Origin of the sequence: Peribacillus sp. NPDC096448 (genome assembly GCF_044762675.1) — a bacterium.
GTDB lineage: Bacteria > Bacillota > Bacilli > Bacillales > DSM-1321 > Peribacillus > Peribacillus frigoritolerans_B.
Map to the genome: position 1 here is coordinate 148,856 of NZ_JBIWEU010000012.1, position 18,776 is coordinate 167,631.

The following is an 18,776-nucleotide window of genomic DNA, read 5'->3' on the forward strand; positions in this document are numbered from 1 at the left end:
ACGGTTGAACCGATTTCGGCTTTACCTGTTACTTTTGTTGCTTTATCGCTTACTTCATTCACTTTCGGTGCATCCGGGGCTGTTTTATCGAGAACAGTCACGGTTGCCGCCTTGCTTTCACGTTTTGCTAAGTCTGTAGCCGTTACTGAAAGCTTGGTGCCCGCCTTTTGCTTGCTGATTTTCACTTTGAAATTCCCTTTGCTGTCCGTGTTACCTGAACCAATCACTTTTTTGGCACTATTTATGATCGTGATTTTCATGTCCGCTTGCGATTGACCCGTTACATACGTATCTTTGTCACTTAAAGCTTTTACAGTTGGCTTGTTAGGGGTTTCACCCTTATTCACGTATACTTTGATTGAAGATACTGCTAGTTTGGAAGAATCAGAGATCTTCACAGTAAGCAGCTGCTCAGCTTTTTGGACCGGAATGTTAACGGTGAACGTTCCATTAGCTGCCGCCGTTCCTTTACCGAGCGTTTTGTTTCCGCTTTTCACTTCGATTACTGAACCTTTTTTAGCTGAACCAGTCAGTTTTGTTTGCGTATCCATCACAGGATTGACTTTAGCTTGTAAATCCACTGCACTAAGTGCACTGTACGCATTCAGCCTTCCATATCCAGAGACTAAATCTTTTCCGACAGGCAGTTCTTCTTCCGGGATTATGATTTCGCCATCCTCAGGTAGATAGTCCTCATCAGGAACTGCATTATCTTCTTCTTCAAAAGCGACATATTCCGATGTCCCATGAAGGATTTCCCTTACTTCATTCACTTTCAACCCAGGATTTCCGGATAATAACAAGGCTGTAGCTGCCGCAACATGCGGAGCTGCCATTGAAGTACCATCCATGTAGGTAACATTCCCATTAGGTACAAGGCTCGGGATGCCTGTCCCTGGAGCGACCATGTCCAACTTCGATCCATAATTGGAATAATCGGAAACTAAATCAAGGGCATTGGTTGCACCGACGGAAATGGCATATTTAGATGATGCAGGATAAGAAAGACCTTCCGTCCCATCATTACCGCTTGCTACGACAACCATTACATTCTTGGCAGCGGCATGTTTCAAGGCATATTCAATTGTCCTGCTATATCCTCCGCCCAGGCTAAGGTTTATGACCTTTGCACCATGGTCCACGGCATACTTAATGCCTAGTGCAACTTTCTCCATGTCTCCAGATCCTGAAGAATCCAAGACCTTTACAGGCATGATTTTAGCTGCTGGATTGATTCCTTGCATGGAATATCCATTATCGGCTTTGGCAGCGATGATTCCGGATACATGTGTACCATGGCCATTGTCATCGACTGCATCTACTTTCTTATCAATGAAATTCTTGCCTAAGTCCATGCGGACCGTATCTTTCAAATCGGCCAGTGAATCATCGACACCTGTGTCGATAACCGCTACCAATGTATCTTTTAAATTACGTTTCTTAATAAGGTTCTGCAGTTTTTCGTTATCGATGTCCGCTCCCTTTATGCCTTCTTCCCCACCGGCGTTATCTAAAGACCATTGATACGGTGATTGAATGTCGGCAGAAAGTGCTTTGTACGTTTTTACCGCTTCGATATATTCCACTTCTGGAAGGTTTTCAATACTCGATAGAGCTGCTGTGCTCATTTCAGCTTGATTCTTTAACTCTACAACATACATACCATCATACAGAACCTCTTGTTGCTTAGGTACCGATAATGTTCCATATCCCTTTCCGCTTACCTTGGATTGGACAGAGCTTAATGACTTCCCAGGTTTAAGTTTGACGATATATTTGTTCTTTACATTTTTCGAAGCCGGAAGTTCGATTCCCGCTTTGCTTGCGATATCGACGATTCTCTCGCCTGCAAGCTTATCAAGATTGATTTTCTTTGCAATGCCGTTCATATCCTTTTTCAATCCAGCTGGAGCGACGCCTGCCGCCTTGTTGAATAAAGCTTTAATCGCTTCTTGCTGCTTGTTGCTAATGACCGCCGTACTGCTTGCTCCATTTTCATTAAGATCCTCAATAAGCGGCTTAATCTCGACTAAGTGATTATAGACAGCTTCCCTTGCCGTTTTATTACCAGCAAGATGAATGGCCAGGAATGGCGAAGCCTTATAGTATAAAGAAGAAAGGGTGCGTCCCTCAGGCGACTTCGTGAGAACTTCATCTCTAAACACACGGAGTGTTTTCAACATCGATTCTCCCGTTTTCTTATCGTTGACACTTAGTTCAACCGGGCATGATTCGAGGTCCTCCCCTTCGTCCCCAGAAGATGGCGGCAATGTCACTGAATGCGCATTGATGGAGTATTCAGCTACATTTTCCGCATCCGGGATGGGATTTCCCTCATCATCCGTATCGCCGAAATATTCAACTTTAACATAATATGTGCCTTCCCAAGCATATGGGAAATCGATAACAGCTTTTTCATCCGGCTTAGAAGAGACCAAATAATTGCTCTCATCTTTTTCTGCTTTTTCTTTATCTTGATATACGGAGATATTCAAGATTTTGTCCGAATTGACTTCGAACTCAATATGGGAGAACTTTTGTATTTCTTCTGTTGTGGGACTGATTTGGTACCATTGAACATCAGGTTTTTCAAACTTTCCGTCCAGAGTGTCACCATTTTTAATCGTTTTTACATTTTCAATGGGTGTTACAGCTGCAGCTTGAGAATTCAGTGGAACCATCAAGCTGAAAATCAGTGCAAAAATTAGTGCACACGCTGTAATTTGACTCACATTCTTAAATTTCACGGTTTTCCCTCCAATATTTGGTTAAAAAATAACAGTACTATACCAAACTATCACACTGTAAAATTTTATCAACCAATTTTTTCCCTTTTTTATGTCAAATGCTTGATTTATTTGACCATAGAGCCGAAAAATGATTCTCATGTACCAATTAAGCAAGATATTTGCGTTCCGATGGTCCTCTCATGACGATAGTAGATGTCCAATTGGCAGATTGATCGTTAATAGATTTAAATCGGTGAGAATCCTAACATGACCTAATTCCTATGGCCAGCCAATGCCACGAAAAAAAGCTGTCCCAGCAGTAAAAATATGCGGGACAGCTTCAATGATTTTCATTTAGTTTGCGACGATATTGACTAATTTGCCTGGTACGGCAATCACTTTACGAATGGTTTTCCCATCGATTTGTTCTTTGATGGAGTCATCACCCATTGCGATTTCTTCCAGTTTTTCTCTCGTAGTGTCAGTCGGCACCATTAATTTCGCTTTGACTTTCCCGTTGATTTGGATGACGATTTCGACTTCGTTATCCACCAACTTCGCTTCGTCGAAAGCCGGCCATGTTCCGTACGTGATGCTCTCGGAATGGCCCAGTTTAGACCAAAGCTCCTCGGCGATGTGCGGTGCAACTGGTGCAAGCAGCTTTACGAAGCCTTCGATATACACCTTAGGAAGCGAATCCGCTTTATAAGCATCATTAATGAATACCATCAATTGTGAAATCGCCGTATTGAATTTCAATTCCTCATAGTTCTCGGTCACTTTTTTAACCGTTTGATGATAGACTTTTTCGAGCTTGCCCGTGTCATCCGTCTCTGTCATCTTATCTGTGATCGTACCGTCATCGTTGACTAATAAGCGCCAGATACGGTCAAGGAATCTGCGAGAACCGTCCAATCCGTTTGTGGACCAGGCAATCGAAGCATCCAATGGCCCCATGAACATTTCGTACATGCGAAGTGTATCGGCACCATGGCTTTCCACGATATCATCCGGGTTCACGACGTTCCCTTTGGATTTACTCATTTTTTCATTATTCTCACCAAGGATCATTCCTTGGTTAAATAGGTTCTGGAACGGTTCCTTCGTTGGCACGACACCGATATCGTACAGGAATTTATGCCAGAAACGAGCGTAAAGCAAGTGAAGCACCGCATGCTCGGCGCCGCCAATATAAATGTCGACCGGCATCCATTCTTTTAATTTTTCAGGATCTGCAAGTGCTTCTTTGTTATCCGGATCGATATAACGAAGGAAGTACCAGCTGCTGCCTGCCCACTGTGGCATAGTGTTCGTCTCACGGCGTCCTTTTCGTCCGTTTTCATCCGTTACATTCACCCATTCCGCTATGTTCGCAAGTGGTGATTCGCCTGTACCCGAAGGCTTGATGTCCGTAGTTTTCGGTAAAATCAATGGAAGTTCTTCTTCCTTCACTGGAGACATCGTGCCGTCTTCCCAATGGATGATTGGAATCGGTTCACCCCAGTAACGCTGACGGCTGAATAACCAGTCGCGAAGGCGGTATGTTATTTTCTTCGTGCCGATTTCTTTTTCTTCGAGCCATTTGATCATTGTCGAAATGGCTTCTTCCTTATTCAACCCATCAAGGAATTCCGAATTCACATGAAGTCCATCGCCTGTATATGCTTCACTTGTCACGTCTCCGCCAGCTACGACTTCCTTGATCGGCAAGTCGAACTTGACTGCAAATTCATAATCACGCTCATCATGGGCGGGAACGGCCATGATTGCTCCTGTTCCGTAGCTGATCAGCACGTAATCGGCAATCCAGATCGGCATTTTTTCGCCGTTTACCGGGTTAATGGCATAAGCCCCCGTGAACACGCCTGATTTATCCTTTGCCAAGTCCGTTCTTTCCAAGTCGCTTTTATGTTTCACTTCATCTAAATAGGCTTCAACTGCCGCCCTTTGATCATCCGTGGTAATTTTATCGACAAACTGATGTTCAGGTGCCAATACGGCATATGTTGCACCGAATAACGTATCCGGGCGAGTCGTGAACACCGTGAATGTTTCATCAAAGCCATCGATATTGAATGTAACCTCCGCTCCCTCGGAACGGCCAATCCAGTTACGCTGCATATCCTTGATGTTTTCCGGCCAATCCACATCATTCAGATCGTCGATTAAACGGTCTGCATACGCCGTGATGCGAAGCATCCACTGTTTCATTGGGCGGCGCTCAACAGGATGGCCTCCACGCTCACTTTTCCCATCGATGACTTCTTCATTCGCCAATACCGTGCCAAGTGCCGGACACCAGTTAACGGCCACTTCATCAATATATGCAAGGCCCTTTTCATATAATTTCAAGAAGATCCATTGTGTCCATTTGTAATAGTCGGGATCTGTCGTGTTTATTTCACGATCCCAGTCATAAGAAAAACCAAGGGCTTTGATTTGGCGGCGGAACGTGTTGATGTTGTGCTCCGTGAATTCAGCTGGATCATTTCCCGTATCGATCGCATATTGCTCTGCCGGAAGTCCAAAAGCGTCCCAGCCGATCGGATGAAGTACATTATACCCCTGTGCCCGTTTCATCCGTGCCAGGATATCACTTGCCGTATAACCTTCCGGGTGCCCAACATGAAGACCGGCCCCTGAGGGATATGGGAACATATCCAGCGCGTAGAATTTGCGTTTGCCGCTTTCTTCACCCGTTTTGAATGTCTTATTGCCTTCCCAATACTTTTGCCATTTCGTTTCTATGCTTCTATGGTCAAAACTCATATGATTTCCTCCTAATTTCCGTATAAAAAAACAATAAAAAACCCCTCATCCCAAAATAGGGACGAGAGGATTATGTATATCTTCCCGCGGTACCACCCACATTGGCGATAGCTAAAATCCGCCCAGCTTAAAACATCCGTAACATGGATTAAAACGCCAGGCATTACTTATTAATTCACACCCGGGACTCCAAGGCGAGTTCACGACCGTCCCAGGTTGACTCGCACCACCCGTCAACTCTCTTTACTGGTTTAAACCGCTACTATTCCTCATCATAGTCTTTATGAGAATATTGATTTTATTTCATTCTAGTCAATTTCACCGATAATTGCAATAGCCGTACATAAACATTATCGACAGGTTTTTCATTATATATGCGAATTCAGGGAAATTCGTGCAAAAAAGGGAGCTATTCATTCATAGCTCCCTTGCTTCCATTTAATGTCGCAGTAAAATCATTTCATTCCTCAATTGATTCAACTGCTGCTTCATCCGCGAAAGCATTTCCCGTTGCTGGTCATTCGAACTGGCATACAATCGTTCCATATCCGTCAAAGCCTCTTCGATATACCTTTGCGAATTTTGAAATTGTTCATCATCATAATGCTCCTGCCGTGAGGCCTCGTTAAATTCAAACTCTGCAAAATGGAGAGCCCCTTCACATTGCTCTAAAAAATGATCGACGGATTGTCTGGTTGCCATTTCAAACCCTCTCCTTCGCGTCTCATTTGGATGATTCGGAATCATCTTTTCTAGTTTGAGCAAATAACGGGAGGATTATCATTTTTTTTTGAGCAATCAACCTTTATCCCAAAACTTCTCACCTTGATGGGAAATGAACTGATCGATCCATTCGGCAAAGCCCATATGGAGCTTCTCGCCTTCTTCAAAATCATCGATATGGCCTTTTACCATTAAATACTCCTTATCGCCTTTTGCGACGGCTTCCCCATCTATGACGATATTATCTTGATAAATGCAGGCCACTTTATAGCATCCCTCGTAGGAATTTTCATATGTGTAATTAATAATATCATCCAAGCTGTATAAATCGTTTTCCCCGCCCGATTCCACATTATCGAACAGACGGCATCCATTGGTTATTTTTAAAAACTCCTTATAATCCTCAGGCAGAAGCAGTCCGGTTTTCTTTTCAAAGGAATGAATTTGTTCATCCGAAGCAGGTGAATTGAAGGTGCAAGTGGCTTTGTATGTGAACCCATCTTCATTTACTTCGATCACCTGATTATTCTCGGCTAATTTCTTTTTCATTTGTTTGATCGCTTCTTCAACTTGACCGGTCATGTCCATCAGCTCCCGATTGGATATAGTCATTCAAAGATAAACTGGAAATAGCAGCAAAATATTTAGCCTTCAAGTATACAGTATACGCTTATTTTTCAAAAAAAGACCTAGCTGCGAGAATGTTGTATAATATATGTTGCGCTTTATTTTATTTAGGAGGTTGCTGATTTGAATCAAGCAAACCCGTTTATATATGCAACGGATAACAAACGATATCATACATGGAATTACCACCTGAGAGAACATTTTGGACATAAGGTCTTTAAAGTTGCCCTGGATGGCGGTTTTGACTGTCCGAACCGTGATGGCACCGTCGCACATGGCGGCTGTACTTTCTGCAGTGCCTCAGGCTCTGGTGACTTTGCGGGCAGCAGGGTTGAACCCCTTGACGTCCAGTTAAAGAAAATCAGCGAACGGATGCACCATAAATGGAAAGATGGAAAATATATGGCCTATTTCCAAGCATTCACGAATACGCATGCACCCGTGGCAGAGCTTCGCGAGAAATATGAAAGTGTATTGACCCAGGAAGGTGTCGTCGGACTCTCCATCGCGACACGACCGGATTGCCTTCCAGATGATGTAGTCGAGTATTTAGCGGAATTGAACGAACGCACTTACCTTTGGGTGGAGCTGGGTCTCCAGACGGTCCATGAAAAGACCGCGACGATGATCAACCGCGCCCATGACTTCGATTGCTACAAAGAAGGCGTCGATAAACTGCGCAAACACGGCATCCGCGTCTGCTCCCATATCATCAATGGCCTTCCTCAGGAAGATTACGGCATGATGATGGAAACAGCCCGTGCAGTCGCCAAACTCGATGTGCAGGGGATAAAGATCCATTTACTTCATCTATTAAAAGGGACACCGATGGTCAAACAATATGAAAAAGGCCTGCTCGAGTTTCTTGACCGTGACGATTATGTCAGCCTGGTATGTGACCAGCTGGAAATAATCCCTCCAGAAATGATCGTTCACCGCATTACGGGTGACGGTCCGATCGATTTGATGATCGGTCCAATGTGGAGCGTCAATAAATGGGACGTCTTGAATGCCATTGACGCCGAATTGAAACGCCGCAACAGCTGGCAGGGGAAAAACCATCACACGGAGGTACAATCATGAAGCTAGATCGAATTTTGCCATTCGCCAGGATTCTGCTCGAAAAAGCGGTCCATCCCGGGGATATAACCATAGATGGCACGATGGGCAACGGCTTTGATACAGTCTTTCTTGCAGGACTTACAGGTGTAGACGGACATGTGTATAGTTTTGATATTCAGAAAGAAGCGATCGAAACCACAACGGCGAAACTGAACGCCGAGAATTTACAAGAGCGCTGCACCCTCATTCACGATGGGCATGAACATTTAAGCAAATATATCCGGAAAGAACATTCCGGAAAGATCACAGGTGCCATCTTCAACCTGGGCTACCTACCTGGCGGAGACAAATCAATCATCACCCAAGCCGAGACGACGATATCAGCCATTGAACAGCTGTTTGAACTGCTGGCGCCTGAAGGCATCATCATCCTCGTCATTTACCATGGTCATCCAGGGGGATCGGCAGAACGGGATGCCTTGATGGATTATGTAGAGAACTTCCCTCAACAGATAGCACATATCCTGAAATACGGGTTCATCAACCAAGCAAACAATCCGCCATTCATTGTCGCGATTGAAAAGAGATGATGACCATTGACACCGTTCGATATGAACGGTGTTTTTTCAATCCCAACTCGCAGGCAGCAGAATTACCAATCATAACTTTTTGAATTTTTCGTCTATAATGATTATAATGATGGAAAATAGATAAGAGGGTGCAGAAAATGGAACATTTGCCTACTTCACTACTGACGGATATATTGACTGAAAAAATCAAAAGGGATTCAAGTGAGCAATACGGGGATTTTGTCAGCTCGCTCAACTCGTTGACAGAAGAACAAAAAACCATCGAGGACCTCAAACAATTCGATCATCATTTTGATAAGTTCTTGCCACAGCTCGATTTAATGATTTCCACCCAAAACCATGAAGCGATCATGAATATGAAAGCGACGCTTTTGGACCTTTTCGCCAATGACTTGACCTTCAAATCCATTTATCTCATATCCACTGCATTATCCAATAAAAAGGAACTTACACATTTGAAGCAATTTATGTACCCGGTTACTTTCTGGGCACCGGTCATCAAGTCGAACGAATTGCTTAAAAACGCAGGCTGATCCAAAGAAAACTGCCGAAGAGCTAACTTCGGCAGTTTTTAAAATTTATTCTGAAGTATGTACTGATCAAACGACATACCCTAATATCTTTAAACGGTTTTCAACAAAACTCAGCGCATATTGAAATACATCATCACGCTCTGGTTCATTGAAGATTTCATGATAAAGCTTCGGCCATTCCTTATATTGCTTTTCACTGGCCATGTTATAATTAAACCACTCACGAACCGCCTTCTTGTTCACGATTCGGTCATCTCCGCCCTGCATGACCAAAAGCGGCACATCCTGAAATTCAGGAATCTCTTCAAAAGCATCCTTCATAGCCTGTGCAAGCTCGCGATACCAGCGAACTGAAACCTTTGTGATATATAATGTATCGTTTCTATCGGATTCACGAATTTCCGCACTTCTCGTCGCCATTTCAGGTGTCAATCCGGAGTCTACCCTGAACTTAGGCATAACGATGTTCAATCCATGCGAGAGCGTTGTAAGGAACTTCCGCGGCTTCGTCACGAGGCCCAAGCAAGGAGAAGAAAGAATCACCCCTGCAATGTCCCATTCCTCTTCCTGAAGAAGGCGTATCGAAATCAAACCGCCCATGCTGTGTCCAAGTAAAAAGACCGGCAACGAATATTCGTAAGCCTCTTCTATCCAGCTTTTCACTTCGTCCAAATACTCATCAAAGGAATCGATATGTCCCCTGTAGGCGCGAGTAGTCATCCCCTGCCCAGGAAGGTCGCCCATGACGACATGGTATCCAGCTGAAAGCCACATTTGTGTTACCCACTTATAACGTCCGTGATGTTCCATTGCCCCATGAACGATGACAATGACGCCCTTTGCGTCTCCTTCTGTCTCCCATTTCCACATTCGAAATCCCCCTTTCACTTTTCACTTGTTGTGTACGATCCATGATAGTTGAAATAATATATATAAATTATAACCATATTCATGATTTTCGACAAAAAAGAAATCTAACAAGTTGTACATTGCTATTATAAATAGCCAAGTGTATTTGCATACGGTATATTAAAATAATACATAAAAACATTCACTTCGGAAAGGAAATGATTGAAAATGATTATTTATCCGTATAAAGGCAAAGAACCTGAAATTGCTGAAAGCGCTTATATCGCTGAAAATGCTGTCGTCACAGGTGATGTCAAAATCGGCGACGAAACATCAATCTGGTTCAACTCCGTCATTCGCGGTGACGTATCCCCAACCATCATCGGAAAAAAAGTCAGTATACAGGATAACAGCGTCCTGCACCAAAGCCCCAATAATCCATTGATCATCGAGGATGAAGTAACCATTGGCCATCAGGTCATTTTACATAGCTGTAAAATCCGCAAAGGAGCTTTAATCGGCATGGGATCGATCGTACTTGATGAAGCCGAAATCGGCGAAGGGGCTTTCATCGGTGCCGGCAGTCTCGTTCCCCAAGGTAAAGTCATTCCACCGAACATGTTGGCATTCGGACGTCCAGCTAAAGTCATCCGCGAAATCAACGAAGAAGATCGTCAGGATATGGAGCGCATCGTACGCGAATACGCCGAAAAAGGTCAATACTATAAAACGGCGGAACGAGTAAAGTAATGCACGAGTAATTGACTGAAAGTTACGAGTATTCGCTCCTAACTCTCGAGTAAACTGTTCTAACTCACGAGTATGGCCTTTAAGTTTAATTTCTTTGGGATTTCTTGAATTATTCCCGATAGACGGCAAAATTAATCCATAAAAAAAGGTGCCCCGCTAATTGCGAGACACCTTTTTTTATATGAATTACGCTTGCGCTTTTAATGTTTCTGCTTTGTCCGTGCGTTCCCATGGAAGATCGACATCTGTACGGCCGAAGTGTCCGTAGGCAGCCGTTTGTTTGTAGATTGGGCGACGAAGGTCAAGCATTTTGATGATACCAGCTGGACGAAGGTCGAAGTTAGCGCGAACTAGGTCAACAAGGACTTCTTCGCTAACTGTACCAGTTCCGAACGTATCAATGGAGATCGATACAGGCTCTGCCACACCAATCGCGTATGCCAATTGAACTTCCGCTTTGTCGGCAAGGCCGGCTGCCACGATGTTTTTCGCAACGTAACGAGCAGCGTATGCAGCAGAACGGTCAACTTTAGTAGCATCCTTACCAGAGAATGCACCGCCGCCGTGACGAGCGTATCCGCCGTAAGTATCAACGATGATTTTACGTCCAGTAAGACCAGCATCCCCTTGAGGTCCGCCAATTACGAAACGGCCAGTCGGGTTGATGAAATACTTAGTATCTGCATCGATCAACTCGGCTGGAACAACAGCTTTGATCACATGTTCTTTTAGATCGGCTTGAATTTGTTCAAGCGTAATTTCTGCATCATGCTGTGTAGAGATGACGATCGTATCTACACGTACAGGACGGTTATTCTCATCATATTCCACAGTTACCTGTGTTTTACCATCAGGGCGTAGGTAAGCAAGAGTTTCATCTTTACGAACTTGAGACAAGCGGAATGAAAGTTTATGCGCCAATGAAATCGGAAGCGGCATAAGCTCTTCTGTTTCATTACACGCAAATCCGAACATTAGACCTTGGTCCCCTGCACCGATTGCATCGATTTCTTCCTCTGACATGTTTCCTTCACGAGCTTCCAATGCTTTATCGACACCAGCTGCGATATCGGCAGACTGCTCATCGATGGAACTCAACACGGCACAAGTTTCAGCATCGAAACCGTATTTCGCACGTGTGTAGCCAATTCCTTTAATCGTATCACGAACGATACGCGGAATGTCCACGTAAGCTGAAGTTGTAATTTCACCAGCAACAAGCACAAGACCTGTAGTTACACTTGTTTCACACGCAACACGTGCATTTGCATCCTTAGCTAGGATAGCATCTAAAATGGAATCTGAAATCTGATCACAAATTTTGTCCGGATGGCCCTCTGTAACAGATTCAGAAGTAAATAGACGTTTCTTTGACATCATATTTCCTCCTTGGAAGTTAGTATGGTGTAGGCATAAGCCTGATTTTTACGGAACTCGTTTCCCTCATTAGTTTCGACTATAGACACAGAATTACTTATAAAAAACACAAAAACCTTCCCTGGCAAATGAGGAAAGGTTTAAAATTCTGTCTTCTATCCTTTCACTCTTATCGTTCAAGGGTTTTTACCTTGCTCAGGTTAGCACCATCACCACTATTCCTTGAAGACCTTCGCTTTATTTTCGGCGATCGGTCTTGGAGTCAAGTTCAATATGGCAGGTTGCTGGGTTTCAAAGGGCCTGTCCCTCCACCAACTCGGGATAAGAGAATCCGTACAATTTAAGATAATATCGTATTTGGCTGGAATTTGTCAATGCTTTTCTAAAAAGAACATTTCCACCCAGAATGGCGTTCATTTGAAAAATCATGTTGATACAACGTCCTAAAGGGGTTTACAATGCAAAATACGAATAGAAATGTTGCAAATTGCCATTAATAATAAAGTATGGAGCATCGAAAAGGAATGACATCCTGACTTTCCCATTAGACATATATTGCTTACTTACTTCCTATTTAAATAAATTTTTCTTAATGATAGTATATGCGATAATCCTGATTCGGTTCCTGCCGGATTAAAATGATTAATGCGTCCAGCTGAAAATAATCACAAATTAAAAGAAATAGTATAGACTAATTGAATGAATGTGTTATACTAATTGTAATCTAAAAACTCAAACAAAGGAAGGTACCTCATATATGAATTCTGTAGATGTTTCTAATGAGTTACACCAATTATTAACAGGAAACAATGTGCAAACTCAACTATCAGTTCCTCAATTGGTCGAAAAAGTACTAAGCAGAAATGAAGGCGTTTTAACATCAACCGGCGCGGTTAAAGCTGAAACTGGCAAATATACTGGTCGTTCACCTAAAGATAAGTTTATCGTGGAAGAAGCATCAGTTAAAGATAAAATCGATTGGGGTCCCGTGAACCAGCCGATTTCCGAAGATGTGTTCAATAAACTATATAATAAAGTAGTTGACTACCTAAAAGCAAAAGAAGAGATTTTTGTTTTTAAAGGTTTCGCTGGTGCAGACGAATCATCACGTCTTCCCATCCGTGTTGTTAATGAATATGCTTGGCATAACCTATTCGCCCATACTTTGTTCATCCGTCCAAACGAAGAGGAACTGAGAGGTCACGAAGCTGAATTCACGATCCTTTCTGCACCTAACTTCAAAGCGGACCCAGAAGTGGACGGAACCACATCCGAAACTTTCATCATCGTTTCATTTGAACGCCGTACCATCTTGATCGGCGGAACGGAATATGCAGGAGAAATGAAAAAATCGATCTTCTCGATCATGAACTACTTACTTCCAGAGGCTGGAATCCTTCCAATGCATTGCTCTGCTAACGTAGGACGTGAAGGGGACGTCGCTTTATTCTTCGGACTGTCCGGTACAGGCAAAACAACTTTATCAGCAGACACTAGCCGTAAACTGATTGGTGATGACGAGCATGGCTGGTCTTCTAACGGCGTATTCAACATCGAAGGCGGCTGCTATGCGAAAACGATCAACCTTTCACGTGAAAAAGAACCACAAATTTTCGATGCGATCCGTTTTGGTGCTGTATTGGAAAATGTTGTTGTTGATCCGGATACACGTGAAGCGAACTATGATGACAGTTCATTGACTGAAAACACTCGTGCCGCTTACCAAATGCAAGCGATCGATAACATCGTGAACCCAAGTATTGCAGGACACCCAAATACAATCATTTTCTTAACAGCTGATGCTTCAGGCGTTCTGCCTCCAATCAGCAAGCTTTCCAAAGAACAGGCAATGTTCCACTTCCTAAGCGGATACACTAGTAAATTGGCTGGTACTGAAAGGGGCGTAACTTCACCGGAAGCTACATTCTCCACTTGCTTCGGCTCACCATTCTTACCGCTTCCAGCTACACGTTATGCCGAGATGCTTGGTGATAAAATTGACGAGCACAATGCAAAGGTATACCTTGTCAACACAGGATGGACTGGCGGTGCATATGGAACTGGAAGCCGTATGAAACTTGCTTACACTCGTGCAATGGTACAAGCGGCACTTGAAGGTGAATTAGCGAACATCGAAACGATCAAAGATGATATCTTCGGTTTGGATATCCCGCTTCATGTTCCTGGTGTTCCTGATGAAGTGCTTCAACCAATCAAGACATGGGCAGATCCTGCCGCTTATAAAGAAGCAGCAACAGACCTTGCCGCACAATTCCGTGCAAATTTCAAGAAATTCAAAAGCGTTCCAAGTGAAATCGAAGAACTTGGCGGACCGACAGCTTAATAAATTGTACAAAAAAGGACCAAGCTCTTGCTTGGTCCTTTCAGTTTGTCGACAAGAAATGTCTCTTCCCGAACCATGATTACGGTTTACTTTATTAAGTGCCATGGAAGGCGAAATATGGCGTTTACCATCTGCGGTCGAATAAATCTGCCGGATAGGGCTAAATATGGCGTCTACACGGTCGAATAAAGTACCAGGTAACCCGAAATACGGCGGCTGCGGTCGAATTTACTACCATTAGCCCGATTTACCGCATATACGGTCGAATAACTGGCTAGCCGAGATCCTGCTAGAACTTGCGGCGAGGAGGCTTGGCGGAAAGGAAGCGGATTTCTGAAACCAACTGGATCGTTTCCACGGTCTGAATGGACCAAGCTCTTGCATGGCCATTTTCTTCATTGGAAAAAGGGGACTGTGATAGTCAGCGCCCCCTTAATCGTTATTCCATTATCAATGTTGTCCAAGTTTTTAGATGATCGCTTTATTCCTAGCTTTTTTCATGGACACTGTTTTGTATTGATATATATTGCCCAAGTTTGCCACCGGGACATCTGTTTTAGTTGCATCAATGCAATTGCGTGTATCCAGAATCAATTTATTGTTCATGAGATTCGATAGCTTATCATAATCCATCTGTTTAAATTCATCATGGTCAGTCAGGATAAGTATCAAGTCGGCATCATTTACAGCGTCTTCCACTGATACGACTGGCATCTTTCCAGATTGGACATGCGGGTCATGCAAGGCTACATCCACGTTTTCCATCCCCATCAAGATATTGACGACATCAATGGCGGGACTTTCACGAATATCATCTACATTTCCTTTGTAAGCAAGACCGAAAACAGCTACTTTTGGCTTCCGGATCCCCTCCAGCATCATCCTTACGGAATTAACGATGTAATAAGGCATCGATACGTTGGTATCACGGGCCAATTTAATGATTCTCGCATACTCTGGTGCCTTTGCAACGACGAAATACGGATCAACCGCTAAACAATGGCCGCCAACTCCTGGTCCTGGTTGGTGAATATTGACACGAGGGTGTTTGTTTGCCATCGATATGACATCCAAAACATTGATGTCCAGCTCGAAACAGACTTTCGTCAGCTCATTCGCAAGGGCGATATTGACATCCCTGAAGGTGTTTTCCATCAGTTTGGACATTTCAGCCGTTTTCGCATCCGTCTGAATGATCTCCCCTTGAACGAAGGTTTTGTAAACAAGACTTCCTTTATATGAGCATGTTTCCGTGATGCCCCCGACGATACGGTTATTATGAACCAACTCTTCAAGAATCCTTCCAGGTAAAACGCGTTCCGGACAATGAACGAGGAAAATGTCTTTTCCGATGGTAAGGCCCGTCCTCTCGATCATCGGTTTAATATGATCATCCATGCTTCTTGGCGCTATCGTCGATTCGATAATGATGACATTCCCTTTTTTGATAAAAGGAAGAATGTTTGAGGTTGCATCCATGACATGTGTTAAATCACAGGATTGATGCATGTCCTTTTTATTTGGAGTAGGCACCGCGATGATGAAAACATCCGCATGTTCCGGGCTTAACGCAGCCCGAAACTTATTGGAAGTAAGCACTTCTTGCAATACCTCCTCCAATCCAGGTTCTTCGATATGGAGCCTGCCGCTATTCAAATTGGAAATAATCTCAGGATGGATATCCACGCCGACGACATCGACACCGTGTTTCGCAAACATTAAAGAAGTTGGAAGTCCTATATAACCAAGTCCGATTGTACAAAGTTTCATATAAACCACTCCTATCTATTTTTCTGCTACACTCAAATTTGTTAGGCTGTTTGATAGATTTCGATAAAGATTTCCTTCTCTTGTTTCCAATTGTATTTTTGTCGCGCCTTCAGGCAGTTTTGGCTCATTTCCGCCCTTTTTTCAGGATGCTTCAATAAGTAATTGACACCTTCGGCAATTGATTTTGGATCATGTGAATCGACACACACACCGATTTTTTCCGTATCGACAACCTTTTGAATTTCAGGAAAGCTGCAGGCAACCACTGGCACACCGCTCATCATATATTCAAACAATTTATTTGAAGATGCGGAGTAGTGATTAAAGCAGACATTATTCAATATCTGAAAACCTAAATACGCATTTTTGGTATAATGGAGCAGCTCGTCGACCGGAACCTTCGGCAGGAACTTCACACGATGCTCCAGATTCATGTCGCTTACTTTTTTCATTAATTCATCCTTGATCCTTCCATCCCCGATAAAAACCACCGTTCCGCCCTCGATCATCGGTACAGCATCAACCAATTGCTCTAACCCTCTTCCCATTTGAACGCCGCCTTGGTATAACAATATCGGTTCATTCTCTGGCAAATCGAGCAGCTCATGCAAATTCACGGCCGTACTTTCCTCCGGATTGGTTGGAATCGGGTAGTTATGGACCACCTTGGGATACAGACCATATAAGTCTTCGTTATACTTAGCTCTCGTATGGTTTTCGGCAATCATTTCATCGACGAACATTAATAGGAATTTCTCCATCATCCCGTAAATTCGGCTATTATATCCCGTTCTGCTCGTTTGTACTTCATGCGAGTCATAAATCAGCTTTTTCCTTCTCAACCATTTACTGCTGATCGCTCCCTGCATGAGCGTATTCAAGTCATTTGAATGATAAAAATCATATTTCCTTTTCCGGCCATGATAGATCATTTGACCAAAAATGTAGCTCCTCGTTAACAGTGTCGGCAGCTTTGTTTTAGTGATGATCAGGGTGCCCATCGCAAGTAGTGCAAATGAACCGAACAGTATTCCCGATCCCATCCAGCCATTGATTAAGTTCAAATTCCACAACGTATTCCAGACCAATAAGGCCAATAGAACAATTTCAAACTTCTTTTTCTTCAATTTGCCAACGATCCTGAGAATTTTATGAAGCGCCTCCCAGCGGTTATTCACCCTAGTGACCGAGAAACCATTTTGGTGTTTCTCCTTTTTGGCCAAACCCTCGATTTTCCAGTTATGAATGGCAATTAAATCGACTTCATAACCCGCTTCAGTGAGTGCTGTGCATTCTCTTAGAACCCTCGCATCGTTCGTAAAGTGATTCCACACGAACATACATACTTTCTTCGCCATGTTGTCCTCCACTTCCGGATTTTTCAGCCTGACGCTTCCATCACGTTGATGAGACCTTTAATATTTTTAGACCATTGAAAATGTTGTTTAGCATACCGATGACCGTTTTCCCCCAGTTCTTCACGAAGGGCTGGATCTGCGGCCATTGTCAGTATATGCTGACAGATTTCATCAACATTTCTGCTCTCTGCCACCAACCCGCATTTCGCCTCAGAGAGCATCTTTTTCGCCCTGCCGTCCACATCACCGACAATAGGTTTTCCGACACACATATAATCGATGATTTTACCAGGCAGGACCTTATTGAAGACTTCTTTTTCAACCAAGCTCACATAGGCAATATGGGATGTTGAAACTTCATGAAGAGTCACTCTTCGATTCATCGCATTAATCATCTTAATGTTAGTCAGCCCTCTAGAGCTTATCTCCTTCTCCACTTCGGATATCCGATATCCATATCCAATCATCGAGAACTCGATTTGTTTATGTTCCCTTAGCTTTTCAGCTACGGCTATCAGTTTTTTCAAGTCCTGGGCCAGTCCGATATTCCCCGCATAAACGACCTTGATTACCTTTTCCGATACGGGTGTAAGCAAATTCTTTAACGTCAGCTCATCCGCTGTCAGCGAATTAGGGATGAATTGTATGGCCTCTTCCTTGACTCCCTTTGCAACGATATAATCCCTGAAACCAGGACTATTGATGATAATAAAATCTGAATGCCGATATAGCTTCCTTTCCAGGAAGAAAGCGACTTTCAAAACCCACTTATTATTAAATACTCCTACTCCTATCAACGATTCCGGCCATAAATCCCTGACATCGGTAATGAGTTTCGCCTTCATCTTTTTCTTGGCGATCAACGCCGCCAAAGTCGGGAAGATCGGCGGGGTCGTAGCAAACACATAATCATATTTTTTTTCGAGACGGATGATTGTATAAATGAAAAGCCACATCGCTTCAAGATAATGAAGCAAGCGCTTCCCCATATTGCTTGTATACCTCTTCACTTTGTCCGGCTTAATCCTGATGACATCTTCTTCAATGCTATCTTCATCCCAAAACTTTGTATCTTGATATAAACTTTGATTAGGATAACTCGGCTTCAATGTGATGACCGTTACCTCGAATCCGTTTCTTTTCAAATGGAGATATATATTTTTCATTCTATTTCCCGCACTTCCGATTTCCGGATAAAAGTTTTGCACGATCATCAGGACGCTTTTCATATTCGCCTATCACCTCTATTCTGCTTAGCTATACTTCCTGCTTTATATTGTAAATGCCAGATATTA

Annotated in this window: 14 protein-coding genes, 1 riboswitch and 1 other annotated feature; of the genes, 5 read left to right on the forward strand and 9 right to left on the reverse strand. The window is 43.3% G+C overall.

Going from position 1 to position 18,776, the window contains the following annotated elements; all coding sequences use genetic code 11:
• From ACIQ0C_RS20080 to ACIQ0C_RS20095, 4 genes are all read right to left on the reverse strand, one after another.
• Positions 1-2,747: S8 family peptidase (locus ACIQ0C_RS20080; RefSeq protein WP_403063185.1), on the reverse strand; the 2,747-nt coding region annotated here is incomplete at its 3' end.
• 336 nt (positions 2,748-3,083) lie between these two features.
• The gene (gene leuS, locus ACIQ0C_RS20085) at positions 3,084-5,498 is read right to left on the reverse strand and encodes a leucine--tRNA ligase (protein WP_402840619.1); all 2,415 of its coding nucleotides are present in this window, start codon (positions 5,496-5,498) and stop codon (positions 3,084-3,086) included.
• A 54-nt stretch (positions 5,499-5,552) separates the two neighbouring features.
• Positions 5,553-5,783, reverse strand: a binding site (T-box leader).
• Between the two features lie 153 nt (positions 5,784-5,936).
• Complete coding sequence (locus tag ACIQ0C_RS20090; RefSeq protein ID WP_252278845.1) at positions 5,937-6,200, reverse strand: DUF2524 family protein; 264 nt, start codon at positions 6,198-6,200, stop codon at positions 5,937-5,939.
• Between the two features lie 96 nt (positions 6,201-6,296).
• On the reverse strand, positions 6,297-6,803 hold the full coding sequence (locus ACIQ0C_RS20095) for an SMI1/KNR4 family protein (protein ID WP_158226206.1): 507 nt from the start codon (positions 6,801-6,803) through the stop codon (positions 6,297-6,299).
• Positions 6,804-6,971: 168 nt separating this feature from the next.
• Here ACIQ0C_RS20095 and mnmL point away from each other — a divergent pair, with 168 nt between their 5' ends.
• The 3 genes from mnmL to ACIQ0C_RS20110 all read left to right on the forward strand — a co-directional run bounded on the left by mnmL (position 6,972) and on the right by ACIQ0C_RS20110 (position 9,033).
• Positions 6,972-7,931: a tRNA modification radical SAM protein MnmL/YtqA gene (gene mnmL, locus ACIQ0C_RS20100; RefSeq protein ID WP_402840625.1), complete on the forward strand. Its 960-nt coding sequence runs from the start codon at positions 6,972-6,974 to the stop codon at positions 7,929-7,931.
• Positions 7,928-8,500, forward strand: a complete 573-nt coding sequence (gene mnmM, locus ACIQ0C_RS20105) for a tRNA 5-(aminomethyl)-2-thiouridylate-methyltransferase MnmM (protein WP_403063190.1) — start codon at positions 7,928-7,930, stop codon at positions 8,498-8,500. The genes mnmL and mnmM overlap by 4 nt, the downstream gene beginning before the upstream one ends.
• A gap of 137 nt (positions 8,501-8,637) precedes the next feature.
• Positions 8,638-9,033, forward strand: a complete 396-nt coding sequence (locus ACIQ0C_RS20110) for a hypothetical protein (protein ID WP_403063193.1) — start codon at positions 8,638-8,640, stop codon at positions 9,031-9,033.
• 66 nt (positions 9,034-9,099) lie between these two features.
• Here ACIQ0C_RS20110 and ACIQ0C_RS20115 read toward each other — a convergent pair whose 3' ends face one another.
• Positions 9,100-9,903 (reverse strand): alpha/beta hydrolase, encoded by an 804-nt coding sequence (locus ACIQ0C_RS20115; RefSeq protein ID WP_403063196.1) that lies wholly within the window; start codon positions 9,901-9,903, stop codon positions 9,100-9,102.
• Positions 9,904-10,113: 210 nt separating this feature from the next.
• Between ACIQ0C_RS20115 and ACIQ0C_RS20120 the strand changes: the two genes are divergently transcribed.
• On the forward strand, positions 10,114-10,632 hold the full coding sequence (locus ACIQ0C_RS20120) for a gamma carbonic anhydrase (protein ID WP_403063281.1): 519 nt from the start codon (positions 10,114-10,116) through the stop codon (positions 10,630-10,632).
• 186 nt (positions 10,633-10,818) lie between these two features.
• Here the strand turns inward: ACIQ0C_RS20120 and metK are convergent, their stop codons facing one another.
• Entirely contained in the window at positions 10,819-12,012 is a 1,194-nt protein-coding gene (gene metK, locus ACIQ0C_RS20125; RefSeq protein ID WP_403063199.1) for a methionine adenosyltransferase, read from the reverse strand.
• 163 nt (positions 12,013-12,175) lie between these two features.
• A riboswitch (SAM riboswitch) is annotated at positions 12,176-12,337 on the reverse strand.
• Between the two features lie 429 nt (positions 12,338-12,766).
• Between metK and pckA the strand changes: the two genes are divergently transcribed.
• Complete coding sequence (gene pckA, locus ACIQ0C_RS20130; protein ID WP_253512638.1) at positions 12,767-14,353, forward strand: phosphoenolpyruvate carboxykinase (ATP); 1,587 nt, start codon at positions 12,767-12,769, stop codon at positions 14,351-14,353.
• A gap of 468 nt (positions 14,354-14,821) precedes the next feature.
• Here the strand turns inward: pckA and ACIQ0C_RS20135 are convergent, their stop codons facing one another.
• The 3 genes from ACIQ0C_RS20135 to ACIQ0C_RS20145 are packed head-to-tail and all read right to left on the reverse strand — an operon-like array spanning position 14,822 to position 18,710.
• The gene (locus tag ACIQ0C_RS20135; protein WP_403063203.1) at positions 14,822-16,123 is read right to left on the reverse strand and encodes a nucleotide sugar dehydrogenase; all 1,302 of its coding nucleotides are present in this window, start codon (positions 16,121-16,123) and stop codon (positions 14,822-14,824) included.
• 41 nt (positions 16,124-16,164) lie between these two features.
• Positions 16,165-17,481 (reverse strand): glycosyltransferase, encoded by a 1,317-nt coding sequence (locus ACIQ0C_RS20140; protein ID WP_403063206.1) that lies wholly within the window; start codon positions 17,479-17,481, stop codon positions 16,165-16,167.
• Between the two features lie 23 nt (positions 17,482-17,504).
• On the reverse strand, positions 17,505-18,710 hold the full coding sequence (locus ACIQ0C_RS20145) for a glycosyltransferase family 4 protein (protein WP_402840646.1): 1,206 nt from the start codon (positions 18,708-18,710) through the stop codon (positions 17,505-17,507).
• Positions 18,711-18,776: the final 66 nt, after the last annotated feature.